The following is a 26,767-nucleotide window of genomic DNA, read 5'->3' as shown; positions in this document are numbered from 1 at the left end:
TTCTCAATATAAATCTAGAGTTTTTTTGAGTTCATTTCTAAAATCGTCCCGAATCCATTCAGGCTCCAGCACCTTAAGATAACTTCCATATTTTAAAAGCTCCTGCCTTAACTCAAAGTTATATTTGACGAATAGCGTTAGCTCAAACCTCCCATTTTCATCTTCATATATTTTCTGGGTACTATGGATGGGCAAAGACTCCAAATAAGGCCTTTGGCTACTATCTACGGAAAGACGAATTAACCCCAAATCATGTTCACTATGATTTAAGCCTACCGTATTCTCAAACACCTCCATAGCCCTCTCGAATTTCGACGGCACAACCTCATCATTTACTACCAAACGACTTACCCTATCCAATCCAAAAGCTCTAATCCCTTTCTTAGTTTCACCAACAACATACCACCTATTTTTATACTCCTTTAGAAAATAGGGAGACAACTTATACTCCTCCACCTTGCCCTTATGGTAAAAACTGTGATGAGAAAAACTTATGGAGCACTTATTGCATATAGCCTCAAATATGTTAGTGAATATGGAAAAGTTTGAAACTGTATTACTATTTCTCTCGAATTGAATGTACCTTAAAAAATCAGGATCCAGCTCCACAGCCTGCTCACATAAAGCCGTTATTGCCAAATGCTTAAAATAGTGCGACAAAAAATCATAATCTTTGGTCAAATCCCGATCCAATGTGAACGATCCATTATTATCATTTTTTATATAGTACCCCCTATTCCTAAGGAAATCAATATCCCTGTAAAATTGACTTTTGCCATACTTTATCCCTTTTTTTTGATATTCAAACTCAACCATAGGTATTGTTAAAAACTCATTGTTTTCCAACAGTTTCAATATCCTTAAATGCCTTATTGTTGCTGTACTCATAATTCAAATATATATCTTTTTTTAGTTGTCCCAAAATATGGGAAAATAAGATTTTAAGTTTGCTCAAACATCAAAAACAACATCTTATGGAACTAAAAACAACATTTCAAAACGACAATTCTATTCAAAACACTTTACAATCCATTAACGAAATTGTCTCTGCATCCGCAATGGCATCACTAGCGATTGCCAAGCACACAAATTCCGATAAAAATACAGCCTTATTAATTGGCGTGGGCACATCCATTTTGGTAACTGGGCTGTTAAAATATTTAGATGATTAACTAAAAAATGGTTAAAATAGGATAAAAGATGTAAAATGGACCTACATATCACCCCTTATTAAGCCACCTCAATTGGGAAATTCGCACGAACCACCAACACTAACAATCTAATTCACAAACAGTAAGATATTACTGCTTTTTGTAGGGTTATATTTAGTAAAAAATACTTTAAATTGTAACCGCTGTTGACTTCCTTACAACTTAGGATACTAACAAAATCAATATTAACCAACAAAAAACAATTTACACATGGCGACTTTTGAAGTCAAAACCAAACACGCCATTAACGTACAAGGCGAATACGTTGATGCAGGCTTATCCATTCAGGTAAGCTCCATGTTTTCTAACCCATTTGATGAAGTAGAAAAAATCCACAAGGCATTTCTACGTGTTCACGGATTAGATTTAAAAACAGAGGGATACTTAAGTCCTGGTTACTTAGAATTCAAATTAGTTTAAAACATGAACAGATCAGAATCCAACCAAGTACTAGAAGCTCCTTTAAGGGACGACACAAGCTTCAAACAAGTTATCACCTTAATTTCTATTTACATAACTATCCAAGATAGAATAATAGACAATAAGGAATTACAAATAATCTATAACTACAATTCAAATTGGCAAGAATTACAAAACGAAATAAATAACATTTTTTCGGATTCTCCAGATAAAATACCATTTCAAAAATTAATAAAGGAGCTTGCAAACGCACCAAAAGAAATAATTCATGAAGCTTACCAATTATTTTTAGAGGTAATCTATTCCGATGGTTACTATGACAAAGATGAAAAAGAGATTATTAAAAAAATCAGACAAGAAATCCATATTGATCAGGCGGAATTTTTACAACTGGAAAATAAAATAGCCAACAATATTAAGTTATACGGAGAAAAGGAAGACAAATGGTCTGACGACCTTAAAATAGGCTTCTATAGCTTTATGGAGAAACTTTCTCCACACAAGGAAAATACATTTAGCCAAAAGAAAAAAGAAATCTTACTGAATGGATCCAAATTTGTAAAAAAAATAAAGGAAATATCAGAATACGCACATTATGACCTAACGTTGGCAGAACAAACTGTTGAAAAATCTTCAAACAGAATTTCCTCTCTGCTAGACAACCTTTCTTCCAACGTGAATAAACTACAGAACGCTAAAAGAAAAGATGAAGATCTAAATGTTTTCATTGATAAATTACAAAAAATTGTAGAAGAAAATGCAATAGAGCAATTGGAAGAAAACATTGAAGTCTTAAATAAAAAAAGGAGATCAGTAGATTATTTTACAATATCATTTCTAGGAAGGACCAAAGCAGGAAAAAGCACTCTACATTCAATTATTACAAAAGAAGGTGATGATGCTATTGGAGTAGGTAAAGTAAGGACAACCAGATTTAACAGAGTTTATAATTGGGATAATTTAAGAATTATAGACACCCCTGGAATTGGAGCACCAAACGGGCAATCTGATGTAGACATAGCTGCAAGTATTGTTGATGAGTCTGATTTAATTTGTTATGTAGTAACAAATGATGCCATTCAAGAAACAGAATTTAGTTTCCTCGCGGAAATAAAGAAAAAAAACAAACCCGTTTTAATTCTACTAAATGTTAAGGAAAATATAGAGAACGAAAGACGGCGCGCTCTATTTTTAAAGGATCCCCTCAAATGGAAAAACAGAACTGACAACAAAACCATCCAAGGTCATATCGATAGAATAAATGAATATATGACCAAATATTACTCAAACAATTTCTATAAAGTCATACCTGTAATGTTGTTGGCAGCTAAAATTTCAGAGAATGAATCAGATGAAGAAACAAAGGAATTACTCTATACAGCATCAAACATTGACGAGTTCTTAACAAATTTAAAAGAAAGTGTTTTTGATAATGGTCATTTAAGGAAATCGCAAAACATTATCGACGGAAGCAACGTAAGATTAAATAGTATACACGAAAGTTTCAATGAACAACAAGAAACCGTAACGACTATTATCAAAAAGCTCAAAAAGGAAAGGGAATCATTTCTAAAATTCCTTGACAGCAGCAACCCAAAATACAGAAAAAGACTCACAGGAATAGTAGATACTCAATTATTCAAACTAAAGAAACTTGCTAAAGATTTCGCAATTAATAATTACGAACTAAACCAAAGAGAAGCCGAAATCAGATGGAAAACGGAATTAAAAAACTCTGGACACCAAAAAGTATTAGACGACAAGATTAAATATGAATTTGAGAGCATACAAAGTGATATCAAAAACAGACTAGAAGAAAGTTTAGACAATTTTCAATTATTCTTTAACAACATATCTTTCAACCTAAAAACAACATCGACATTTAATTCAAGAAGAGCCACAGAAATTACAGGAACATTAATTGGTGCAGCAGGATCAATCATAGGATTTTTCGGATTAGTTTCCAACCCTGTAGGATGGGGAATTGCAGCTTTAGGAATCGTTGTAATGTTATCTTCGAGACTATTTAAATCCAAAGACAGAAGAATAAAAGAAGCACAAGAGAAAGTGGAAGAAAGCCTTTTAAAAGGGATTAATCAATTAGAAAAGCAATACAAAAACGCCATTACTAAAGAACTTAATGGAATGATAAAAAACTATAGGAAAGCTGTTGACTCCAATATGGGTGATTTAATTGACAATGCTTCAGAAATAAATAAATTATTGAGCAATGAATTATCCTCTGGGAAAAAACAAATTGACAATTTAAACAAGGCAATTGTATTAAGGGTGCTTCAACACACAAATCACTTAAAATTTGAAAAAGATATTTTCAAAACTTTAAAAGAAGACAATTCTATACTACAAGTTATAAGAGATTTTTCTTCAAATAAAATCACCTTATCCTCTAATTACAAATTCAATCAAAAGACAATTAACACCATAAGCGAATTAATACAAGTAGATTTTCAAACCACAACTAACCAAAAATAAAACCTATGGAAAGTAAACTAGATTTAAAATATAATACATTAACTAACAAGCTTGAAGAACTCAAGGAGAAAACCTTTTCAATTCTCAAAAATTATGATAAAACCGAAACCATTAATGAGTTAAAAGACAGGTTAGGTAATAACAGTAATAGAAAAGAGTTGAAAGTAGCCTTTGTAGGGCAGTACAACGCAGGAAAATCCACAATTATATCAGCATTAACAAACGATAAAAATATCAGAATTGATTCCAATGTCGCGACTGACGAAAGCACAGAATATGCATGGAACAATATTGTCATTACGGACACCCCTGGTATATTGGCAGGAAAAGTTGAGAAACATGACCACGCAACGAAAGCCGAATTAAGCTCCTCGGATTTGGTTGTCTACACTCTTACCAGCCAATTATTTGACGATGTAATATTTGAAAACTTTATTGATCTAGCATACACCCAAAATTTGAAAAACAAGATGTTAATTGCTATCAATAAAATGTCAATGGAGAAAGGAGAGTTTTCTGAATTGCAGAAGAATTACACCGAATCAATAAAAACAGTTTTTAAAGAAAAAGGATACGATTTTGATTTCCCTGTTGTTTTCATGGATGCTTTCGATTTTATAGAAGGCTCAGAGCTTGATGAAGAAGATTTAATTGAAATGAGCAACTTTCCCGAATTCATCCATACATTGAATGAATTCATTAACACAAAAGGCTTAATTCAACAATCTTTCGATACGCCTATTAGAATATTAAAGGACAGTTTAGAAAAGATATCCATTGATGAAACCGACCCAAATTTTGGTTTAATAATAAAAAAATATGAAAACAGAGTCATTAAGCATAAAGAAGAACTGATCAAAGAAGTCAGCTTTTTGTACAGCGACTTGAAAGATAAAATTTTGTCTGAAGGCTATTCTATTTCAGGTTTAATAGGAGAGATTGAACAAGAAGATTTCAATAAAAGACAAGAAAAATTCAACATAATATTGAAAGAAGAATCCTCCAACACTATGTACAAAATTGAGGAATTAATTGCAGAAAAAAATAAATCACTTGGAGTTGAATTATCAGACATAATAGCAGACCAAGAAGTAGTATTATACGAAAAGAACTTAACAAGTCAATTTTCAAGCAATCAATATGGAGGTAACTTTAAAAGCTCTTCATATAATGGAAAAATAGAAATTCTTAACAGTATTAAGGATCAAGCTTCAAAATTAACAAAATTCACAGGAGCAAGCAATACCTCTAACATTTTCGCAAGATCAGCTGAAGTAGCAGGTTCTACAGGCCATAAAACTATTTATCAAGCGGGTAAGTTTATTGGATACAAATTCAAACCCTGGGAAGCGGTAAAAATCACAAAAAATGTAGGAAATGTAGCTAAATTTGCTGGACCAGCACTTTCACTTCTTTCAGCGGGCTTAACAATAGCAGATGCTTACAAAGAAGAAAAAGCATTAAAAAAAGTAGTTGCATCAAAGAACCAAATGAACGATAGTTTCCATACCATTTCAAACGACCTCGTTAGTAGTTTAAATGATAAGTTTCAAGATTATATTAAAAATAACATTGATACTCTTATAGAGGATTACAATAATCAAAAAATGGAAATCATAAAAACAAATGAGAAAAACTCGGATTTTCTATCAAAGTTGAATAAACTCAATACTGAATATGTTGACTTTATTGAAGTGGTAAATAACTAAACAATGTTGTTTACATGGAAAACAAGCCAAAACTTATAAACCCCAACCGCCCCTACCACCGCACCGAGATTGATTTAGTCTTTACCAAAGTTAAGGCTCAAATGCAAAAAGAAGCCTTAAACCGAGGTGGTGATGGCTTAGCATTGTATATAGATTGCTACACAGGTGAAACGCTGCGGGGTGGAGACAGATATGACTACGAACATATCCGATCAGCAGAAGAGGTATTTATGACCTATAGAGACCAATTAACTAACGAGCAAATAGCAGAAGTGGTTAATTGCCCAGAAAATGTATCTGTAACCTTGCGAACCATCAATCAATCTAAAGGAAAAATAAGAATGGAAGAGTGGCTAGCAAATCCGAATAATGTTTCAAGGAACAATATCGATCTAAAGTTGACAAAAGCAACGCTTATCAATGCCGACAAAGGCATCCGAAAAAAGGCAGGACAGATATTAAAAGGCCCTAAAATTCTTTGAGTAAGGACAGTTGTCAAGAGTATAAAAATAAAAATATCGGGAGCTCAACCTCCCGATATTTTTGTTTGACCAAAAAGACTCTTACCTCTCAAGAAACAAAAACCGCTAAATTAAACCTATTTTAACGGTTTATTTCACAATAAATGACCTCAAAACACCCAAAACAAAATTCCACCTTAAACAACTCAATAACAAAAGGACATTTTACAGCCCCTAGAGCCATGAAAAACACTCATTGAAATAGCGGGATCTAGAAACATATACTTTAACTAAAAAAAACATCATTCATCGAGTATTGAGGAAAACCTTTTTTTATTCTGCACAATAATGTTTTCCTTTGGTTAGCCTGCTGGATGTCTAAATTTAAAGGCCACTTCAACAAAACAAATGAAAATTAATACCATAGAAATATTAGCAATCTTTATTTTAATTATCGCTACTATTTCCAATCATTTGTTTGTAATATTGAAGGGGAATAGACAAAAATCATATTTACTAGGAACCACAGTAAAACCTTCCATTTGTCTTTATAATAACCCCTTAACAAATCAAGTAATTACGTGATTTATAATACAGACATAAATATCGTGGGCAGCATACCCGATTACCACCTTATTTATAAGGCGTTACCTTTACTTTATGATGGAAACGACAGCCTAGATACAATCCTAATAGCCAATAATGAATTTAATTTAAGAACCGAAAAGTCTAGAAAAAGATTTTTAAGTGTTCTTAACTCAGCCTTTGTACATGAAGACAAAAGCTTAAATGAATTTATTAGCAAACTATTAAAAGAGGATGCTATAGATGAAAAATCAAAGGCAATTATTTTGTTTTGGGTTTTTAGCATAAACAATCAACTGTTCAGAGAGCTAAATAATAATGTTTTTTTGAAATATTATTACCAAGGTAGAGCAGAACTCCCCTCCAGCGATATAGAAGCTTATTTAAAGGACTTGATAAGCAGAAATGAAAAGTTAAAGGGCAAATGGTCAGATATTACGATTTCTACCATAGCCTCCAAGTATCTTACGGTACTAAAAAAATTAAATCTTTTAGAAGGAAGAAAGAAAAAAACATTCTGCTTTGTTCGAATACCCGATGAATTAATAGTCTGTTTAATTCACTTGTATACGCTACTTCATCAAGAAGGCTCAAATTTTCTTGAACACGAATTTTCTCAATGGATGTTTATTTCCAAAGAATCCATTTTGGAAAGATTAAAAAAAATAGCCAAAAAAGATTGGTTAAAAATGAATTACACTGGTTCAACTTTAAGGGTTGAAAGTGGATTTGACTCAAACAGTATTATAGATGGCATATTTAGAAGATCATAAGGCCAAGTTTGAAGACTTAAATGTAAGTCTTGATGCTAAAAACAGGCACCAACTTAAAAGAAAGGCCAATGGGGGAAACAGCATTATATTTACATATCCCCCAGATGAAGAAATACTATACACCAACAAGTTCATGTCTTTAAATGAGGACCAGCAATATCAATTTATAGATATCTCAAAATTACTTGTAGACTTTATTGATTTGGATGGTTGGAAAGATTTTGAGGCCTATTATAAAGACTTCAAAGATACCCCTCATATTATTTTTAAGTCAGATGATGAATCCACAGACTTAATGGATTTAATTATCAATGAAATAATAGCAGCCGACCAAAACGGAAAAATACCTGTATTAACAAGAACTGGTGCCTTGTATGGAACAGGTATCGAGAACGTGAATATCATGGAGCATAAAACTGTAATGACATTAAATAATCCTTTGGTAATTATGTATCCAAGTAAAATTGAAAACGAAAATTTATATTTCTTAAACTTTAAACTCGCATCTAAATATAGATGTACAGTAATAGACTAATTTATGACAACCATCAAGGATATACTAAAACTAGACCTTCAAGAAGACATAAAGAATGTAATTGATTTAGAAGATAAGTCGCAAGATGAAATTCAGTCTGAAATTGAATCATATATTATAACCGATGGGCTTGGCAAACACTTATCAAAGTTTGTATCTCAATATACAAGTAACATTAAAGAAACAGGTGTTTGGCTTTCTGGGTTCTACGGTTCAGGGAAATCCTATTTCGGTAAAATGCTTGGTTATTTAATAGATAACCCGATAATAAACGGAACTTCTGCTCGAGATCGTTTTATGCCTCGATTATCTGGTGTAACCAACCAAAGTTTAATTGAAAACGACATTAGAAAACTAGATTCCGTCAATAGCAAGGTAATTTTTCTAGATATCGCCAAACAAAACACAGACAATGGTTTAGCCTTCACTTTATTCTCCTGCTTTTTAAAGAGCCTTGGTTTTCGGGAGGACCGATATGGTTATATGGAATACGAGCTTTTTGTGGATGACAAGTATGATTTTCTGAAAGAAAAGGCTAAAGCGTTATTCGGGAAAGAATGGGAAGAGATAAAGAAAACCAATCGTGATGTGGCTCGTGCCATGCGTAGAGTTTATGCCGCCATGGACTATACTGATGCAGAATATGAGGACACTCAAAACACCTATAGCTATGCCATCCAAAACTTTGATGCTGGCAAGTTTAAAGAAGAACTGGAAAAGTACTTGACAAAATTCCCAAACCAGAACCTTGTTTTTATTTTCGATGAAACCAGCGAAGCGATAAGCCAAAAGAAGTTCACTTTGTTAGATCTAGAAGGATTAGCTGAAAGTCTTTCAAGTATTAGCAACAAGGTATGGACCATTGCTATAGCTCAAGAAAAATTGGATGATGTTATCAACAATGTCAATGTCAACCGAAAAGACTTAACAAGGTTAACAGACAGATTCAAAACAAAGTTACACCTAGAATCCACAGAAGTAGATGTCATTATCCGAAATCGTTTATTGTTGAAGCAAGAAGATGCCTATTCAAAGCTTGTAAACTACTTCAAAAAGAACGAGGGATCTGTTAGTGATGCCACCAATTTAAAGTCATCTTTTCCAACAAAAACCGAATCGGCAGATCAATTTGCAACGTATTACCCGTTTCATAAATACCAGTTCGATTTATTACAAAAGTTCCTTTTCAGCTCAAATGCCCTTGTGGCAACACAAATTGCAGCAAGAGGAATGATTATTACCACTTTTGATGTACTAAGAAAGGAAATGCGAGATAGAGAACTCTATAGTTTTACTACAGCTCACGATTTATGTACCGAAGCGCAAACTTCCCCTCCTTCAGATCTAGTTAACAAATACAGTAACGCGAAAAGTATTTTAAAAAATAGCTCTATAAATCTTGATGGAGAGTTGCTGCTAAAATCGCTACATTTTTTAAATGAGTCAGAGCTGGCATCACCAACGGTTGAAAATATAACCAAAGTTTATCTCGACGACATTTCTAGATATTATGATGTTAAGCCAAAAGTTGAGGAAGCCTTGAATTTATTGGTAGAATCGAAAATTCTGTTATTATCCAATAGCAATTACAAAATCACCTCAGATCTTGAAGGTAAGCTATTGGAGGAAATGAAAGATTTTGATGTTGAGTTATTTATTAAGAAAAGAGAATTAGTAGGGTATTTAAAAAAGTTATCTCAATTTAGACAGGTTTCAGTAATCAATGAAGACTCTGTTTCTTACAATTTCAATGTTCTGACAGATCTTGACGATGAAATTATATCCTCAAGCAATAAAAATCTAAAGTTAACAGCATACAGCCTTTTTAATATCAATGAAGACCGACAAGATTTCATTGAAGGTTTAAAATTGGACACTCAATTTTCCAAGGATGTAATATCACTTGTACCCGATAATAGTCAATTCAATACAATTGATAGACTTTTGGAGGAAGTTAAGAGATATGGCTATATGGAAGAAAAATATAGCAATGATGATGATGCCAATAAACGTCAAATCATTAGGGAGTTTTCAACCATAAAAGAAGAAAGGGAAAAGGACTTAATCAACCTCATCGAAGCCGCCTACTACAATGGCTCTGTGGTTTATCTTTTCGATGAAAACCTTTTAAACAAAGACAGTTTTAAAGGGTCTATAAATGACATTCAGCGAAAGCTCATCAAAAACATTTATACCAAAAGACTGTCAAGTCAACTTTCTGAAGCTATAGGACCTAAATTGCTGAATGAATCCAATGACGAAAAACTACATCGTTTCTTTTCTGGGGATGAGTTTAAGTTTTTTGACACCAAAGGGAACTTTGTTGGTGATCATTTAAAAGTGATTGAAGAAATAACCGATAAAATAAAAACCAGATATATTGACGGTAAAAGTCTAGAAGACGAATTATCTATGGCTCCTTGGGGGTATTCTTATGGCTCTATTTCTACAGCACTAGCTGTACTGTTTAGGGCAGGGGGATTGGTTGTTAAATATAATGATACGGAGTATTTTTCATATACAGATAAAGCATCTCACGAGGTTTTTAACTCCAGTACAAAATTTAAAACTGCGCGTTATAAATCCATCACAAAAACGCTAAGTGCTACCCAAAAGAATCAAATTGTACAGGCGTTATTAGACCTTGAATATGAAAAAATAACAGAGAAAAAATTAGCTTGGAAAGCCAGTGATTTTGATGTTGCAGATGCCATTTCTGTATTGGCCGATAAATTAATTACGACGCTCAATGCCCTGAAAGGTACAGTGCCCGATTTCAATAAATTGTTTCCATCAATAGTTAAACAAAAAGATGTCTTACAGCAATACACCAGTAAAACTACAGAGGCCAATTATATTGATAAAGCGGAAGATTTCTTAAACACTAAAGAGGAATATGTTTCAGCCATCAAGAGTATCATCAAAGCTGAGAAATTTATCAAGAGAAATCTGGATAAAATTAAAGGCTTTGGACGCTTTGTACAATCAGTCACCAATGAGTTGCAAAAGGCAGGTATTCAACACAATAAAATTGAGACTAATTCGGCAGCTTTCCATGATGCTATGGACAAGGATGTCATGGAAAAATTTGCAGACATCCAAAATGCTGCCCAAAGCATTAAAGATGCCTATTACGAGTTGATGAGCACTAATGCATCACAAATGTCATCGGCTTATGACAGTTTAAAAGTAGCCATAAAGAATGCCCAAGACGATTTAGCCAATAATTATCCTGCCGAACTTAACAAAGACAATATCGATAAGCTAAACTCCCTAATGAACTATTGCGAGGGCAAAATTATCTATAGTGTTAAATTGGAGTATCACATAGAATGCCAGGATTCTAAATTCTCTTTGTCAGACATTATCAACTATATAGCCTTAGCGCCATCCAAGGCCTCTGAACTGGAACTCATTAAAGGGTCTTTTATAAAAGAAGCACCCAAGCCAAGCGAACCAGGGCAGCCAAAACAGCCAAAGAAAATGCAGTTAGGTATTGCTAAAAAGGTCATGACCGCAGGCGAGTATCGAAAATTATTAGCAGCTCAAATACAAGCCATGGCAGGAATGCCAGACGATGATGAGGTTGAAGTAACCGTAAACAACTAACCAAATGAAATTAAGCGACCACGTAGAGCATATCCGCTTATTGATTTATAAGGCATTCAACAACCAATTTTCCCGCTTAGGGGTTGGGCCAACCAAAATGGTAGGTATTGATAAAATACCTGCCGACCTACACTCGAAACGGAATAAAATTGAGGTGCTCATAAAAAGTCATTCAGGCGAAACAGGTAGCTATATAGAAGCTAGGGAAAAAGCCTTAGATGAACTAACCTTTACACTTTTTAACCGATTGGCTGCAGTTAAAGTAATGGAAGCTCATCAATTGTTTCCCCCCATGGTGACCAAAGAAGCAGAGCATGGCGACCGCTCTTTTGGACATAAAATGTGGTTGGAGGAAAACCCAGATATGCGCCATGAGGAACTGGAAGGTCTTAGAGCATACTTTAAACACGAGTTCAACCAATTGGGGGAATCTATCCCATTGTTTCATAAAAACTACCCGTATGCCTTACTGCCATATGTCATTGAACTTAATGAAATCATAGAAGCATTTAATGCGGTATCTGAAGATAACCAAGTTGCCGATGATATTTGGGAAAGCGATGATATTTTAGGGTGGTTGTATGAAAGCTATAATACATTAAAAAGAAAGGAATTAAAAGATTCATCTGAAAAGATTGAGTTTGACAAAGTTAGAATTCAAGCTTGTTTATATACCCCTCGCTGGGTGGTAGAATTTTTAGTTGAAAATTCCCTTGGGAAACTCTATCTGGAAATGTATCCAGACTCGGATATAAAATATGATTATAAAATTGCAAAGGCGCCTCAAACACGTATTAGAGAAACAAAACCTTTACATGAGATAAAGCTTATTGATCCCGCTTCAGGATCGGGAAATTTTTTACTATATGCCTTTGAGTTTTTCTACCGATTGTACCAAGATCAGATTGATAATTTTGGAGCCGATTATGATGAAGATGACATCCCCCAACTTATTATAGAAAACAATTTGCATGGGATAGATCTAGACGATCGTGCCATACAGTTGGCACAGTTGGGCTTATGGATCAAGGCCAAACAAAAACGCAGAAGCATTGGTAAGCTTAAGTTTAACATTGTAAGCTCCGATTTTTTCCTTCCCGATTTTGAAGACGTAGCATCCATTTTTAAAAAGGGAACTACAGATTCCAAACAATTAGAAATCATAGAAGAAATTTGGACCGACTTACAACAAGCCTATAAGTTTGGTTCCTTGGTGAGATTGGAGGAAAAACTAAGCCTAAAACTACATGGTCTAGTGGACCAAAGAGGCATCACCCTCTTTGGCGATCAAGAATTGGAAGAATACAAACGCTTTGAAAACGCCTTTTTATCTAATTTGGAGACCGCTGTTGTGCAACATGCTTCCCAACAAGGCAACTCCTTTTTAACCGATAAAACCAAAGATGCCATTACCTTTTTAAGGCTCATTACCCAAAAATATGATGTGGCTACAGCCAACCCTCCTTATACAGATAGTGGTGATTTTGGGCCAGACCTAAAGAAGTTTATTGAATCAAATTATAAAAAACCATATAGGTTTCACACCAACCTTTATGCTACGTTTATTAAACGTTGTTTTGAGCTAACCAATAATGACGGGAAAGTTGCGATGATCCATCCAAATACTTTTATGTTCATTAAAACTTTTGAACATGTAAGGGAGTTCATAATTAATTATTCATTTATTGAACTTTTTATTGATCATGGGCAAGATAGAATCAATGTTTTCGACTCTAACGTAAGCTTGGATGCCTGTTATTACGTTATTGGTAAAGGACAATCCAATATTCTAAATAAAATTGGGACATATTTCTATATTTCAAATACTGTTCAAGAACGAGAGAAGAAAGAGTTGTTTGAGAAAATTTTAATCAATTTAATAAATGAAAATCCTGACGATAGAATTTTTGTTTTACAACAATCAAAATTAAATCTTATTAAATCTTCTCCCTTTATTTATTGGATTAGTGATGACTTTAGAGAAAAATTTGGAGAAAAATCCCTCGCATTTAATTATGATGTTTCTCGAGGTTTAAATCCAGGAGTAAATGAAAAATATTTACGATTTACGAACGAAGTAATTAATGATAGATATAAGCCGATTAGCAAAGGTGGGCCATACATAAAATGGTATGGAGCAGTTTGGACTTGTATTGATTTAGAAAATAATATAGACAACATACAAAATGAAAAATATTCTAGTCTTTCAGGTAGCGAATTCTATTTTCGAGAAGGAATTGTAACCCCTAGAGTGGGCTCTAAAGGACCTTCTTTTAAATACAAGAGTTCTGAAGTATTATTTAGTGATGCGGATCTAGGAATTTTCCCTAAGGACAAAGATGAATCTCCCTTTTATGCTTTAGGAGTATTGAATTCTAAAGTTGTTAGTTATATCAGCTATACCTTGAATCCAACTGTAAACATCACGGTAGGTGATATTGAAAGAATTCCACTTTTCAATAATAATGATTCCATATCAAGTGATATAGAAAATCTAAGTGAAAGAAACTATAACATCTATAACACTATTTATCAAAATTACATTATTGAATTACAATTTAAATTAAGTCCCCTTTCTAATAACTTAAAGGTTGATCTAATTGGAAGAGTTAAAACTTTCTTAACATATGAAATTAATCTAAAATCACAGATAATCATAAATGAAGCTATTATCGATGAACATTGTTTCAAATTATTTGGATTATCCGAGAGTGACAAAGCTATGATTTTGAAAAAAAAAGGAGAGAGTATTGGTGGTTTGCCAATAAGTCCTAATGCCAAAAGATCCTATTTAACTAATGAGATTGCAGAGTTTCCTTTAGACAATATCAAAGATTATATTGAAAGCTTACCCGAGCAAGAGTTTGATGAATTAACTAAAGAAACTATAACAAATCAGTTTCAACAATTATTCCAAAGCAATAATGATTTAGAAGAGTTTTGTATTCACCACCAAATAAACCCTATCAATGTTTGGTATTTGTTTAAGGAAAGTAACATTGTCCCAAAACAACGCATGAATGATTTGGCCCTGGAATTTTTGGCAGATTTACTGCGAGAAATCCTTATGGAAGATGATGATGGTATTATCCCATTAGTACCCAATGCAGGCGAAAAAGTATTGCTGGATCGTATTGAAGAAAAGTTTATTGAAAAAGGCTTTTCTATGGCACAATACTCCACTTTTGATAGTGTATTAGGGAGAGAACTCAATGATTTCATAAACAACCGTTTCTTTAATGTATTTTCAAATCATTTAAACTTATTTAGACACTTACCAATGACGCCCTTTATTTGGCATTTAACCAGTGGGCCAGAGCAAGGGTTTGATTGTTATATCATCATTTACAAATGGAATAGAGATAAGCTATTAAGTATTCGTTCTCGTTACATAGAGCAAAGAGAACGCTCATTAGAAAACCGTCAAAGTGATTTACGGGCTAAAAGCACCTTATCAGCCTCCGAGCAAAACGAGTTGGATAAAATATACAAGCAGCTCAAAGAGATAGAGAGTTTTAAACAAAAAATTGATGAGTTGTTGGCAGAAGGCTATAATCCTGTTTTAGATGATGGCGTAGGTAAAAACATAGCACCATTACAAAAGAAAAAAATGATCGCCTACGACGTACTTAACGCAGGCCAGTTAAAAAAATATTTAAACGCAGATTGGTAAATGGAAGATAAAATAAGGAAATTTTGGCAGTTATTTAAACAGCAAAGTCTTGTAAATCTGTTATACGCGAATGGAACTTTTGAATCATTTTGTGATTTGTTAAGTGATGAAGAAATTGATTCTCTTATTCAATTGAATGTCATTTTCATAAGGTCGGTTTCTCCTTCATCAACAATTAGATTAAGTGATGTTTCAGCTAATAACCAAGGAAATCTAATACTGATAAATATTGATGCAAATAGGTTCAATGCAATGCTACCTGAAGAAAACATTGCAATCTTACTACATGAAATTGGTCATGTGTTTAATCCTAATATAAATGGTATTGATGGTGAATATCTAGCAGATAATTATGCAAAACAAAAAGGATATGGCAGATGGATTATTTCGGGATTAAAAAAGGGACTTAACAATAAATGGATTGGTTTCGACGAGAAGGAAATTGAATTAAGAATTAAAAATTTGCAGGGTTAATGGATTTACATTCAATACACGAAATCTTTACAAATAGAATTTTACGCATACCAGCGTATCAAAGAGGTTATGCATGGTCTAATAACAAGAAAGTGAATCCTGATAGTAAGGAGCCACTAAAAAACGTAAAAGGTCAATTAATTGATTTATGGAATGACCTCATTAATATTCCAGAAGGTAAATGGCACTATACCGGACTACTAACCTTAGTAGAAGTAAAACCATGTGATTATAATTGGCTACCAAACTTTAAGCAGTATTCTATTGTTGATGGACAACAACGTATTACCTCTATTTTGATTTTATTAAGCGTTATTATAAAAGAGGCTAAGAAACAAAAGGTCGTCCTTGGTATTCGGGAAGGTGATGTAGAGATGCAATATCTTTTTATTAATAAGGGGGTAAACGCCTATATTTTTGGCTATGATAAGGACAATCCGAGTGATAAGTTTTTTAGAAAACATATTTTGTCTTTAGATGAAATAGAAGATGATAGCGAAGAAAGCACTTATACAGAGAACTTATTAAAGGCAAAGCATTTCTTTGAGAGTATGGTCTCGATATATCTTCAAAACGAAGAAAATGATGTTCAATCTCTTTTTAATAGAGTGACTACCCAGCTCAAGCTTAATGAATATATACTTCCAGAAGAATTAGATGAATATGTGGTGTTTGAGACTATGAACAACAGAGGTAAACCGTTGTCGCAACTAGAAAAATTAAAAAATAGATTACTATATCTAAACGACAAATACCAAGTTACAAGTAGCTCAATTGAAGAAATCAACCTAAATAAAGCTCAAAAAAAGAACTTAGAAAACAGCATTAATAAGGCTTGGATAACCATTTACAAGTCTTTAGGGCAAAACAAAGCACGTCCTTTAGATGATGAAGATTTTATAAAAAATCACTGGATTGCATATTTTAATAAATATAGCAGGGATGAAGCCAATGTATATGCTAACTTTTTGTTTGATGAGCACTTTAGCCTAGATAATGTTTATAATGGTAGTTTAAAAAGAGAGGATATTAAGGATTACATAAAATCCCTTCAAAAGTGTTCTGTTTGGTTTAATAAGCTGCATAACCTTAATTATTTTGAAGAATCTGATAAAACCATACGCAAGGCAATACAAGGTATTCATCATGTTGGTCTAAAAGCCTCTTTTAAGCCTATACTATTAGCTATTTTAACCAGAGATGACAGAAATGATTTTGTAGGAACTATTAAAACCCTTGAAAAGTTTAGTTTTAAACTTTTCGATTTATCAGATAAAAGAGGCAATACAGGAGATAGTAAAATATATGAATTGGCTCATCAGGTTTATGTCAAAAACAAAACAGCGGATGAGACTAAAACAGCCATAGAAATTTATACTTCTTGGTATTACAGGTTTCACTTGTTTGCAAACCAGACTTATGAGCTATTTGAATTAGGTCATAAACAAGGATTCTTCAAATGGTCTGGGCGGTTCTATTTATTATATCAATATGACAAACATCTGCGGAACAAAAACAAAACTTCAACAGAAAGTTCAGCCATAGCTTGGAGTGATTTTGTGAAAAATGATAGTATTGAACACATTTACCCTCAAAGTGCTACAGTTAGTTTGAAAGCTTATGCAGAGCAAAAAGGTAAGGAGGAAATTGAAGTGGAAGATGCTTATAATAGAATACAAAATAATTGGAGTCATTTTACAGAATACACCCCAGAACAACGCAGAAAATTGGCAAATAGCTTGGGCAACCTTTTAGCTTTATCTAAAAGTGATAATTCCTCTTTTCAAAATGACCCTTTTTTATACAAAGTAGATCAAAGTAATAAGGGGGAAAGGTATCTTAATCGAGGCTATAAGTATGATTCCATGAGCGCTATGATTGTTGCAAATGAGTCTGAATGGACTCCTGAAAAGGTTTTAGATCGAGGTCTAAAAATGCTAAAGTTTTTATGTGATTATGTTGGAGAAGATTTTGGGGCTATGAGTGATGAAACCAAATACAAAGTTTTAGGCTTAGATTTTTTATTAATTAAACAGAAAGAAACTGAATTACCAGAGGCTACTTTACAAAATTAATTATGATAGACAATTGGTTTAAAAAAGACGTAGATAAGATACTAAAGAATCACTCCATAGCTGTATTTGTAGATGAATCCAAAGAAGCTTTTTTCCTTTTAGACAATTTAAAAGAAGCTGTTTCTATTTACGGTGTTGCAAATGAAATTGAAGAGCTAAAAGCAAAATATGAAATTGAAAAATCTAGAACAAACGGGGAAAAGTTCTTAATCTATACCACTACAGCCAAAAGCGACTTAAAATTTGTTCGTGAATATTGTGAAACCAATGGTTGTGTAGAAATAAAATATTTTGATCATTACATTAAGAAAAAGGTAAATCAGCATCTAAATCTTAACATTAATATTCCAAAAGAAGAGTTGATTTCAGCAGCTAAAGTAAGTGTTGGCAAAGATCAGACCTACTGGATGGATTTAAGCCATAAAGGAGCTTCTGAAATTTTTGATTTGGAAAAGGAATTACTTCCATTTTTGCATGATCCAAAATCGTTTGTAAATAGGTTTGATACTCCCACACAAAAAATTTTCTTCAAAAAAGTAACAGAATTAATTGGACAGACCTATATAGAAAAACCAGCTATCACTTTAGCTTCTGAAGTTGTAAACTGCCTATTGGATGGCCTATGGAACAACAATATCAACCCGCTACTTTTAAATGTTTATAAAACTTGGCTTGATAGTTTAAGCTACAGAGCATCTTTTGATAACTATCTTGAAAAGTATAAAACGGGCAAAAAAGCTAATCCATTTGATATTCATCCCTCTCATCCCTTTTTACAAATTGATGAATTATGTTTCAGGGAAATTGGCACACAGCTACAGAATGGTTCATTTATTACCTCTGTACTCCCTAAGGTAAATCAAAGAAATGAAAATAAGGCCGCACGTAGCTTGGGAATAACGTTTTGGAAGGAAGTAAAAGTTTTACTTGAGTTTGATGAAAAAAACATCAACCAGATAAGCTCATTTAAAGAAGCCGTTGATTTTTATATTAAACATTTTTCAAAATTAGATAGTGCTATTCGCAAATTGTATAGTGTTTTCTTGACTCAAAAAGAAATAATCGAACCATGGCAAGCTTATTACAAAAATTTAGCTACTCTCTATTTAGATAAATGGTTCCGTTATATTGATGATTATAAATCTAATCAAACAGGAAAAATACAGGAAATACTGGATCAACATTCTGATAAAACCGCCATTATTGTTGGAGATGGCGTTTCTTGGGAATTTGCACAAGACATCATTGAAGCCTTTGGAAAATCGAATTATGAGCTGACTAAAAAATATTTGTTTGCTGGATTACCATCGGAGACGGAGCACAACATGAGTCAACTATATGTAAATTCAGGAGTAATACTTGGATCGAAAAAAGAAAGGGAAGACTATTTATCTAAACATAATACTGATAAAGATATCCAATTCATCGATTTAGAAAATGTAAATGAAACTACCGATAAAGCAATTTACCTTATTTGTAGTTATAAAGATCCTGATAAACTAGGAGAAACCTATCAACAAAAAGCTTTAAAATATTTTGACCAAGTCGCAGCTACTTATGCATCAAAAATAAAGCAATTGCTTCAAAATGGATATAAGCAGGTATACTTGGTTACTGATCATGGTTTTACTTTGAGTGGTATTTTGGAAAGTTCAGATAAAATAGAAATCGCCTTCTCAGGGGAGATTGATAAAAGCGAAAGATATATTCGTACTAAAACCAAACAGCAAGTAGACAACAACTTACTGATTGAAAAAGAACTTCCGTATAAAAACTTTCAGTATTGCTATTTTGCAAAAAGACTTGGGCCCTTTAAAACACCAGGTGTCTATGGTTTTAGCCACGGAGGCATCTCTCCTCAAGAAACCCTAATTCCTTATTTCAAATGGACTAACGTCAACACAGTAATGGACAGATTAGAAGTTGTTATTTCAAACAAATCTGAACTTAAAGAGGTTACAGGGAATTTGTTTTCCATAAAGTTAAAAGGTGTATCAGAATCAAGTAGCCTGTTTGCTGTGGAAAGAAAAGTTATCTTAATGTTTTTTGCTGGAGGCAAAGAAATTAATAGGAGTGATATCATTACCATAGAAAAAGGTAAAGAGATTAAAAAGGAATACCAATTTGATTCGCATCAGCAAATTGAAATAAAGGTATTAGATGTTGAAACAAAAGAACAACTGGATAAAACTTCTGTTTTAAAAAGCTCTGCTAGGGATTTGGGAGGTTTACTGTAAAATGATGAGTATATGATAACATTAGACGCTTTGGATAACAAACTTTTAGAAACCTTTAGAGGTTTTGTTGTAAAAAAAGATCTTGTTAGATTGGTAAAAGTTGGGGCAAATGTACCTGTATTTGTACTTGAATACCTTATTGCAAACTCTTGTTCAACTGATGACGAAGAAAAGATCAAGGAGGGGATGGCGAATGTGAAAAAAGTACTTTCTGAGCATTATGTTAATCCCGAAGAAAGTGACTTAATTCAATCTAGAATCAGGGAAAAGGGAACCTACAAGATAATAGATAAAATCTCCGTTAAGCTTGACACCTCAAAAGATGTTTACTGGGCGCATTTACAAAACAGCAACATCAAAAACGGAGTCATATCCGATGCTATGGTGAGTGCTCATGATAAAATGCTCATGGGTGGAATTTGGGCCATTATTGATATTGAATATGACGCCTTTTCAAAGGACGGAACCAAGGGGACACCGTTTATTATTCAAGATATAAAACCTATACAATTATCTTCCTTTGATAATTCGAAACTACTAGAAAAACGTTACCATTTTAATAAAAAGGAATGGCTGAATGTATTGCTACGCAGCTGCGGTTATGAGCCTGAATCAGAAGGCATGACTGAACGGGTTAAAATGCTTTTGCTCTCCAGATTAATTCCGATGGTTGAATCAAATTTCAACTTTATTGAATTAGGCCCGCGTTCAACAGGGAAGTCATTTGTTTTTAAAGAGCTTACACCCTACGCAGTACTTGTTTCAGGAGGTCAAGGAACTGTTGCAAAACTCTTTGTCCATGGAAGCACTGGTAAAGTGGGAGCCGTTGGACAATGGGACGCAATTTGTTTTGATGAGTCTACAGATAAGATTTTTAAAGAGAAAGATGCCATTCCTTTGATGAAAGACTATATGGAATCAGGTTCCTTTTCAAGGGCTGGAGCTGGTGGAGAAATAACGGGAGTCGCCTCAATTATCTTAAATGGCAATATCAATCAGCCAGTAGAAACCGTACTTCAAACAAGTCATTTGTTTAGCGCCTTATCTGATGAAGTAAATAGTGATACCGCATTTTTAGATAGAATCCACTTTTATTTACCTGGTTGGGAAATGATTAAATTTTCACCGACCAATTTTACAAGCAATTTTGGTTTTAGTACCGATTACTTCTCAGAATGTTTAAAATCATTTCGCAAAGTAACATACACAGATGTTATTGAAGAATTTTTTACGCTAGGTGCTCATTTAAAACAACGTGATACAAAGCCCGTTAAGAAAACCGTGTCAGGCTTTATAAAATTGATGCATCCCGATGGGAATTATACAAAGGAAGACGTTAGGGAATACCTTGAAATTGCTATTGAGATGAGACGTAGAGTTAAGGAGCAATTAAAGAGAATTGGAGGCATGGAGTTTTGGGATACTAATTTCTCATATATCGATAAAGAAACCCAAGAAGAACATTATGTAGGGCTTCCTGAAGAAAAGGGATCTCATTTAATAGAAAACACACCTCTTCAGCCAGGAGTATGTTATACATCAACCAGCGATGGTGAAAACATGGCTTTGGTTAGAATTGAAGCCGTAATAACCTCTGGATCGGGAAAATTAAACATTTCTGGTGTTAGCAATACTCAGGTAAAAGAAAATATTAAAAACACCTTCCAGTATATTAAGGCTAATGAGAAAACCATTCTTAGTGAACAACACTCATTAAAGAATTTTGATGTAACTATTCAGGTAACTAACATGCTTGGGGCAAACATCTCTACTGGGATAGGATCAGCCGTTTACATTGCCATAATTTCCGCTATTTATAAGAAGAATTTAAAACCAGGCTTAGCGGTACTTGGAAATCTATCAGTTGGAGGAGCTGTGGAAAGAGCAATTAGTTTTGCAGATAAAATAACGATGTTATCAGAAAATGGAGCTAAAACTGTAATTGTGCCTATGGATAATTTATCAGAATTAGCAAGTGTTCCTGCTTCTGTTTTAGGCAACACAGATGTTCCTTTCTATTCTAACAATCAAATGTTAATGCAAAAGGCTTTACTAGGAGAATAACATAACAATATAGATATGACTTTAGAACATTTAGAAGAAGCAATTAGAGAATGTAATACTGGAGATTTAGCCTTTAATAATAGGGGAGATTTACAATGCTTTCTCTATAAAAATAGATGGTATCCAATGATTGCAGTTGTAAAAAGAGCTTTAGAGATAGCTAATCAACCTGACCCAAACTTAAACTCTCGTAATGCATTATTTAAATTATTTTCTGTTTTAACGTACGTGAGATATCAAAATATTGAAGTCGAAAATAATCAATTAGTTGATTTAACAGATCATGAAAGACTAAATGAAATTAATTACTTGATGCGTATTATATCTCAAATTACCGAGGAAAACCAAGAAGTATGAATAAAGACAAAAAATATGCTGAGATTATTGTGGAAAGTTTTATTCCAAAAAATCTATCTGGTTTACATGGAAAAGTACACATAAAGCCTATTGCAGGACAAGAACCCTTTAAACCAGATATACATGTGGCTTGTTCGAAAAGTTTAAGCGAAGATTACCCTGTAGGTGCCAAATTTAAAATCAAAGCAAAGATTACCTCCAAAGAAGGCGGTAAACCATTTGTTTATTCCCATTATTCATGGCCTTATAATGTTTTAGAGTCTCATTAATTAGGCCCAAATCTCAAGAATCCTTTTGTAAAATAAATAATTGAGTTTATACTTCAAAGAGAAGTACATAGAGATAAGTCTAAAAGTCTACCCGCGATTTATAACGATTAGGGTTGATGATTTTAAACCTAGTTTCCATTAAATTTAAGTCAGATTTGTGATCCGAAAAGATTTTTAAATAATTTGTTTGATGTGTTTTTAACCGTTGTATAGTGAAGTATATAATAGAAATATGTGTAGGTATTGATATAGCAATTTTCGGTATTGCTTATCCAATAATAATAACTGAAATAAACAAAATTGGAGACAAATACAACTCCAATTATCTACCCAATATTTTTCGTTTGGAATGGATTTCAAAAGAGCCTAAGTTTAAATACTTCAATTTTTCAATTTTTCAGTATATTCTATTAACTACAATTACTTCTTTTATTTTATTAATAATAAATGCTAAACCTTGGTTTGGCTGGGATAATATTTTCATTAATAACTCAGCAGAATTAATAGTACTGTTGTTGACAGCATTCTTAGTTTTTTGTTTTTTATCTTGGATTAGGGTAGTCACTTTATTTAATGGAAATCCTGTTAAATTACTAAAATATCTTATTAACAAATATCAGAACTTCAATGGGGATACTGAAACAAAGAAATATCTGCTAAGAGGAATAAATGATTTTGCTTTTTATACGATAAGAAATCAAGATACGCATTTACAAGAGGAACTACTTGGCTTTTATTGGGATGAATTTGATAAGGATAGAGTTGATTACCTAAATAAGATTGATAATTTAAAATGTACTAAGGAACATGGATTTGAAGAATTAAAGAATAAAGGTGTCGAATACTCTGCCGAGTTATATGATTTGGTGTATAGAATTAATTTAGAGACACTAAATCACAATAACTTTTTGACCAAAAGTCTTGAATACAATTCTGTTTCTGGGTGGTGGCTATTAGGCAAAGGGTTTAACCAAGTTAGGATTTCAGAACTTACTTTTAGAAATTTATGGGATATTTTAATTTTAAATTTAGGAAAAGAAAAGAATATTAAATCCTATTGGTCAAAAGCGCACCAGTATTGTAATTACGCTTTTACAATATATCCAGATTATGAATATGGAGAAATTGAACCTAGAAATAAAGAAGAAATTCAATTAAAACAAGATGAAAGAATTAGGTTTTTAGAGTTCAATTATACCTTGGGAGGATTGCTTCTTCAACAAAATAAATATGAGACATTAAACTATATTTTTAATTATTCATCATCATCGCCACCTAACTATGTTTTGCTCCCTCAATCTATAGATGATATTTTTTATTGGTTTATAAGGTTTAGTGGTAGATCAAATTTAAGAATTGAAGAAATTGAAGTTTATTTTAAGTTTCCTAATTTAGATAATTACGGAGTTAGTTATAAGGTTAAATATTGGATTTGCTCTTACTTATGTTTGCTTTATATTAGACAGTTTTCTTTACATCAATATTATACTTTTCAGAATCATACAGGCTTTCCAACTCTTCCAGAGGGAAAGCAAGAGTTAAATGAATTGTTACAGAACATTCCTTTTTTTACTATTTGTTTAAAAGATATAATGATCAACAAGAAACTTTTAAAATCTGTTGGGTTGAATGTTATTGTTAAAGAAAAGAAAGGTGAAATAGAAAAGCATCTTTTGGAAGTTGAAAAATTAGTTAAAGAAAAACTTAACTATACTCAAGAAGTAAAAGAGATCTCGTCTACAAAACTTGAGGTATTTGAAAATAATAGTGTTAATATAATCAAAAAGGCTTTATCTAATTACGATGATATATTGTTAAATTATGATAAAAATGTTGTTTATGATAAAAGCCCAAAGTTAGTTGTAAATGGGGCAATTGATTTAATGCCGAAGTCTGCCTTTGTCAATGATGATATACCTCATCTTAATTTCGATGAAGTTCTTGCAAATTCAATAGTATCAAATTCAATTGACAAATATATCCCGAGTTCTTTTACAGTTGCTCGAACAGAAAGATATTTAGTTCATAATGAAAATATTTTAAACGCATTATCAAGTTTCTTTAATAGTGATACTAAAAAAGAAGATATAATTATAATAGGGTTTAATATTAATTATAGGCTGAAAGAAATTCTTGAAAAATCTAATTTTGATATTCTTTATAAATACTCTACTCATCGTTTATTAAAAGATGTTTTATTCGTATTGAATAAAAATGATTTACCAAGAATATACAAAAGAGACCTCAACGAAAATGAAATTAAAAAGCATAATTTGAATGTCATATCTGATGAACTTAAACTTTACAGTTCAGTTTTAGAGCTAAATAAGAAGCCAAAACTAAAATTAGATTGGATTAACGCAGGTTATAAAGAAGAAGATTTAAACAGCGATCCTAAAGTACAAATAGCTTTATCATTCATTTGGCTCTTACTTTGGAAAAAAGATAGACGAATTGTACAAATCAAAATATCAGACCCAAGTTTAGAGCAAGGAATTGAAAGTGATTTTGAAAAAATATTACCATTTTAAGTTCTATTCATTTAAGAAGATTCTTTTTTTCAATAACTCCATAAAATTGGAACAATTTATACTCCAATTAATCCGCTGCCTCCTTAAAAGAGATGATTTAAGTATTAAAAAGAATTGACTTTTCGAGATAACGCCAATTAAATATGGAAAGTATAATTACCCGTAAAAATTTAACCAATACCGAGTCCCTTTTAAAGAGCCAGTTTTTAGTAGGATGCCTTTATCCAACAAGTCCTTTAGATCACGTGTGGCGGTAGAGGCTGATGTTTTCGCAATTCTGGTGTAGTTTTCTGCACTTAAACCTCCTAAAAAACCTTGTGGACCTGCAGCAAACAAACGATCGACGACTTTTAATTGGCGCTCATTGATTTGCTTGGAATACCTATCAAAAAACTTAGCCTTTTCAATGATAAAGTCAATAAGCTTAAGCGTATCCTCTTGGGCATCTAAAATGGTTTGACCAAAATAGAGCAGCCAATCTGTAATGTTGCATGTTCTATTGTTATTAGCCAAAGCATCATAATAGGCATTTTTATGGACTTCAATGGTTTTGGAAAGGGTAATTAAGGCGGGCTGTCCAATACTCAAGGAAATAGACTTTTCTGCCAAAGCACGTGCAATACGTCCGTTCCCATCTTCAAAGGGGTGGATACTTACAAAATAAAGATGTGCAATCCCAGCTTTGGCAAGAGGTAATAACGTATCATTTCCTTGTGTATGCACTTGATTAAACCAATCGACGAATTGCCCCATTTCTTTCTGCATTTCATCAGATGGTGGTGCTTCAAAATGAACCGTTGGCCTATCCAGCCTTCCTGAAACTACTTGCATTGGATCTTCATGGGTACGATAAGTACCTATATCGATTAAATCACGCCTGCCATTGGTAAGCATTTTATGCCAATCAAATAATAATTCATGTGTAAGTGTATCACTGTAGTTTCTATAGAGGTCCACCATCATTTCGGAAATACCAAACTCCGCAGGAGGCACTCTCTTTTTATCCACACTTAAGCCAAGATTCCGCTTAATCGATGATTGTATACTATCTCTATCCAAGTACTCCCCTTCTATCTCAGAAGTTTTAAGGGCTTCATTAGATAAAATTTCAATTATAAACTGTTCTCGTTGGTCGTCACTAACATGCCTAAACGCTCCTAAAACAGTGCCTATATTTTTAGAAAACTGAAGTTCCAATGCGTTTAAGGCGTCTTCATCATAGCTAAAATGCGGCCATTCTTTAGACTGCCAATTCCAAATATTTCGTGACATGAGCTATATTTTACAACTT

General features: G+C 33.0%; 18 protein-coding genes. 16 read left to right on the top strand and 2 right to left on the bottom strand.

The genetic code is table 11. The features are described 5' to 3' along the window. Positions 1 to 3: 3 nt before the first annotated feature. Entirely contained in the window at positions 4 to 888 is an 885-nt protein-coding gene (locus BKM32_RS04335) for a YafY family protein (RefSeq protein WP_076662685.1), read from the bottom strand. Between the two features lie 86 nt (positions 889 to 974). On the opposite strand from BKM32_RS04335, the gene BKM32_RS04330 reads away from it, so the two are divergent. From BKM32_RS04330 to BKM32_RS04255, 16 genes are all read left to right on the top strand, one after another. After that, positions 975 to 1,172 (top strand): hypothetical protein, encoded by a 198-nt coding sequence (locus BKM32_RS04330; protein ID WP_076662684.1) that lies wholly within the window; start codon positions 975 to 977, stop codon positions 1,170 to 1,172. Between the two features lie 249 nt (positions 1,173 to 1,421). After that, a complete protein-coding gene (locus BKM32_RS04325) occupies positions 1,422 to 1,631 on the top strand; it encodes a DUF6140 family protein (RefSeq protein WP_076662683.1) in 210 nt (69 codons plus the stop codon). A gap of 3 nt (positions 1,632 to 1,634) precedes the next feature. Further along, positions 1,635 to 4,124: a GTPase gene (locus BKM32_RS04320; protein WP_076662682.1), complete on the top strand. Its 2,490-nt coding sequence runs from the start codon at positions 1,635 to 1,637 to the stop codon at positions 4,122 to 4,124. A gap of 5 nt (positions 4,125 to 4,129) precedes the next feature. Then, entirely contained in the window at positions 4,130 to 5,833 is a 1,704-nt protein-coding gene (locus BKM32_RS04315; protein WP_076662681.1) for a GTPase, read from the top strand. A gap of 14 nt (positions 5,834 to 5,847) precedes the next feature. Next, positions 5,848 to 6,315 carry a hypothetical protein gene (locus tag BKM32_RS04310; RefSeq protein WP_076662680.1) on the top strand — a complete coding sequence of 156 codons (468 nt, stop codon included), beginning with the start codon at positions 5,848 to 5,850 and terminating at the stop codon, positions 6,313 to 6,315. Between the two features lie 560 nt (positions 6,316 to 6,875). Then, positions 6,876 to 7,652 (top strand): BrxA family protein, encoded by a 777-nt coding sequence (locus tag BKM32_RS04305; protein WP_076662679.1) that lies wholly within the window; start codon positions 6,876 to 6,878, stop codon positions 7,650 to 7,652. Then, positions 7,630 to 8,187 (top strand): hypothetical protein, encoded by a 558-nt coding sequence (locus BKM32_RS04300; RefSeq protein WP_076662678.1) that lies wholly within the window; start codon positions 7,630 to 7,632, stop codon positions 8,185 to 8,187. Before BKM32_RS04305 ends, BKM32_RS04300 begins: the two co-directional genes overlap by 23 nt. Positions 8,188 to 8,190: 3 nt before the next feature. Next, the gene (gene brxC / locus BKM32_RS04295) at positions 8,191 to 11,796 is read left to right on the top strand and encodes a BREX system P-loop protein BrxC (RefSeq protein ID WP_076662677.1); all 3,606 of its coding nucleotides are present in this window, start codon (positions 8,191 to 8,193) and stop codon (positions 11,794 to 11,796) included. A 4-nt stretch (positions 11,797 to 11,800) separates the two neighbouring features. Further along, positions 11,801 to 15,469 (top strand): Eco57I restriction-modification methylase domain-containing protein, encoded by a 3,669-nt coding sequence (locus tag BKM32_RS04290; protein WP_076662676.1) that lies wholly within the window; start codon positions 11,801 to 11,803, stop codon positions 15,467 to 15,469. Further along, positions 15,470 to 15,943: a hypothetical protein gene (locus BKM32_RS04285; RefSeq protein ID WP_076662675.1), complete on the top strand. Its 474-nt coding sequence runs from the start codon at positions 15,470 to 15,472 to the stop codon at positions 15,941 to 15,943. Then, positions 15,943 to 18,018, top strand: a complete 2,076-nt coding sequence (locus BKM32_RS04280) for a DUF262 domain-containing protein (RefSeq protein ID WP_076662674.1) — start codon at positions 15,943 to 15,945, stop codon at positions 18,016 to 18,018. Before BKM32_RS04285 ends, BKM32_RS04280 begins: the two co-directional genes overlap by 1 nt. 2 nt (positions 18,019 to 18,020) lie before the next feature. After that, positions 18,021 to 20,255: a hypothetical protein gene (locus BKM32_RS04275; RefSeq protein WP_076662673.1), complete on the top strand. Its 2,235-nt coding sequence runs from the start codon at positions 18,021 to 18,023 to the stop codon at positions 20,253 to 20,255. 12 nt (positions 20,256 to 20,267) lie between these two features. Continuing rightward, positions 20,268 to 22,319: a protease Lon-related BREX system protein BrxL gene (gene brxL / locus BKM32_RS04270; protein WP_076662672.1), complete on the top strand. Its 2,052-nt coding sequence runs from the start codon at positions 20,268 to 20,270 to the stop codon at positions 22,317 to 22,319. 15 nt (positions 22,320 to 22,334) lie between these two features. After that, complete coding sequence (locus tag BKM32_RS04265; RefSeq protein ID WP_076662671.1) at positions 22,335 to 22,676, top strand: hypothetical protein; 342 nt, start codon at positions 22,335 to 22,337, stop codon at positions 22,674 to 22,676. After that, positions 22,673 to 22,945: a hypothetical protein gene (locus BKM32_RS04260; protein ID WP_076662670.1), complete on the top strand. Its 273-nt coding sequence runs from the start codon at positions 22,673 to 22,675 to the stop codon at positions 22,943 to 22,945. Before BKM32_RS04265 ends, BKM32_RS04260 begins: the two co-directional genes overlap by 4 nt. Before the next feature lie 212 nt (positions 22,946 to 23,157). Next, positions 23,158 to 25,476 carry a hypothetical protein gene (locus tag BKM32_RS04255; protein ID WP_076662669.1) on the top strand — a complete coding sequence of 773 codons (2,319 nt, stop codon included), beginning with the start codon at positions 23,158 to 23,160 and terminating at the stop codon, positions 25,474 to 25,476. A 156-nt stretch (positions 25,477 to 25,632) separates the two neighbouring features. Here BKM32_RS04255 and BKM32_RS04250 read toward each other — a convergent pair whose 3' ends face one another. After that, positions 25,633 to 26,748, bottom strand: a complete 1,116-nt coding sequence (locus tag BKM32_RS04250) for a Fic family protein (protein ID WP_076662668.1) — start codon at positions 26,746 to 26,748, stop codon at positions 25,633 to 25,635. Between the last annotated feature and the right edge of the window lie 19 nt (positions 26,749 to 26,767).

The sequence above is a fragment of the Mangrovimonas sp. DI 80 genome, from assembly GCF_001975575.1.
Taxonomy (GTDB): Bacteria; Bacteroidota; Bacteroidia; order Flavobacteriales; family Flavobacteriaceae; genus Mangrovimonas_A; species Mangrovimonas_A xylaniphaga.
Note: the sequence above shows the minus strand (reverse complement) of the source record. Positions and strands in the feature narration are given on the sequence as shown.